At 59.0% G+C, this 2,141-nt stretch carries 1 pseudogene; it reads left to right on the forward strand.

From position 1 onward, the window contains the following. Window positions 1–189 (forward strand): annotated as a pseudogene (locus RLDS_RS56775) (hypothetical protein); the annotation flags it as partial. Window positions 190–2,141: the final 1,952 nt, after the last annotated feature.

Below are 2,141 nucleotides of genomic sequence, written 5' to 3' on the forward strand. Positions count from 1 at the left end.
TTTCTGCCACCGGACCTTGCGGTCGAATTCGGTTATGCAGCACCGAAGCGCGGCCGTCCGGCGAAGGAGCCCCCTCCCCTGCCCGCGAGCCGCGACCTCACCGTGGCTTTCGATGCATTTGATCAGGAAATGGCCGCCATCGACAAGCTGCTTACAAGCGCGCGCGGGCCAAAGCTTTCGTCGCCATGACAGGTGTTGCGAATCAAATGCGAATTTGCGGTGGGAGCAAGTGGGGTTCACAATCATGTGCGCTCTGATTTTGATCACAAACTTGTGACAACTGGCCCAAAATACGGCCCAGCCAGACGCCCGCACAGAGCGATTTGACGCTATTCATGAGGCCGTGGATGCCAGAAGGCCCAAAAGCGCCTGGTAAGGCTCTGGCGGCGTTTTAGGACTATTTCTCGGTTTGTTCCGATTTTGAGGGGTGCGCTGGATATGAAGCACCCTGGCTTCGGCGGTATGTACCCTAACATTTCACAAGCTGATCGAACGAGGTGATGTCGCGTGAGCGCTACGCCAGCTGGATGCCCGTTCGATGGCAGACGTTCAGCATCGAGGTAGATCCAGGCTTCCAACAGGCCCTCGAGAGTTTGGACTTCGATCTGGGCTCGCCGACATTCGATTCTTTCGAAGGCGTCGAGGCAGACCCGGTGATGAGGTAGGTCAGGCGACAGGATGAGGTGAACCGGGATCTCGTCCGCCATCGTCCGCGGGAATCAAGGCAGGGTAGCCAAGATGATGGGACCAGCTTCGAGTGCGCATCGTCGAGTGTTGTCGCGCTGATTGATCGGGAGGCGGGCGATGCACGGTTCGGCAGCGGATGTTGAACGCCATCCTCTGGATGCTCTATGCTCGTGCGAGATCGGGCACTGGGCCTTGTCATTGTGTTCGGTGCTTGCCGATGGCGTCCCCTCCCCCTTCAATCTTTTCAAAGAAAGGGAGAAGCGCCGCAGGCGCCGTTAATTCCTTTAGAAATAAAGATAGAAAGTTAGGCTGTGGATGCGCCGGACGCGACTCATGGATTCATCACGAGTCGGGGAATTCAGCGCGTTCCCGTAATACCGTCTGACCGTTCCTGAAATACCCTGTGCGGTGTTCCCATTGGACCGTGATTCGGTTCCCAATGTACCGTGCGCCGTTCCTGAAATACCGTGTGGGCGGGTCATTGGAGATCGGGGCGGAAAGGGCGGTAAAACGCGTTTTACTCGATGCTACATCCCTGATTTCCCGGAGTTTTGAGCTTCCTGACGACACAGGCGGACACAGTTGATAGCCACTCTTGTAGCCGCGATCATGACACTCGGGCACTTGCTGGCCGGGAAATCGGCAAGGCCTCCCGACTCTCCCACGGTATATTAGGAACGAAGGGCCGATCGAGACAGGCGGCCAGCCTCTGGAGCGGAGTTTCGCTCTGGTTTGAACTTCAATGACTGGCTGCCGGGCGCTTGAAACGGCGGTCGCCGGGCCATCATCTCCGGGCCTGGCGAGGCGTGAATACACGTCGATGGCGCGGTACTTTGGGAACGGCCGCCTATTGGGCTCGGCCGTTTGATCTCGTCTGCCATGGCGGACCGAGGCGGCGGAGTTTTCCTCCGCACGGTATTTCAGGAACGCCTGATCGATTGCCGCGGAGCCGATCTCGATAAACGATCGCAGCGTTCCCCCCTTCCCTTCCCTCTCGTTCCAGGAAGCGCCGGCACGAGATTGACCCGCCATCTGCTTTATCCGGCTTATATCCTGGTTGCTTGGAAACGACGTGCGATGATCGAAAGGGTGTCCGCGTTCCTGATGTACCCGGCGCCGGTCAACTGGTGGGATGATCGATGCCCGAGCCTGGCCCGGAAGGACGTAACGGCTTGGCCAAGGTGGCTGTGACTTCGGCCCGCACAGCGTAATAGGCGAAAATAATGGCGGCAACGCCCGGCCGCTGAGCCCCGCGTCATGGCTGAGATCTCATATTCTATGGGATAGCGTCCCGGTAGGACGGGGTGCTCGGTGGGGAGGGGCCGCGCAACTGCCGGCCCTTGTCCGTCGGTACTTCAGGAACGCAAGAACTATGCGCAACTCGGGTAGCGGAAGGTTGTTCCTGAAAGGCCGCGCTGTTCGAAGCGGCGCTGTAGCGCGCTACAGCGCCGCGC

The sequence above is a fragment of the Sphingobium lactosutens DS20 genome (assembly GCF_000445105.1).
GTDB lineage: Bacteria > Pseudomonadota > Alphaproteobacteria > Sphingomonadales > Sphingomonadaceae > Sphingobium > Sphingobium lactosutens.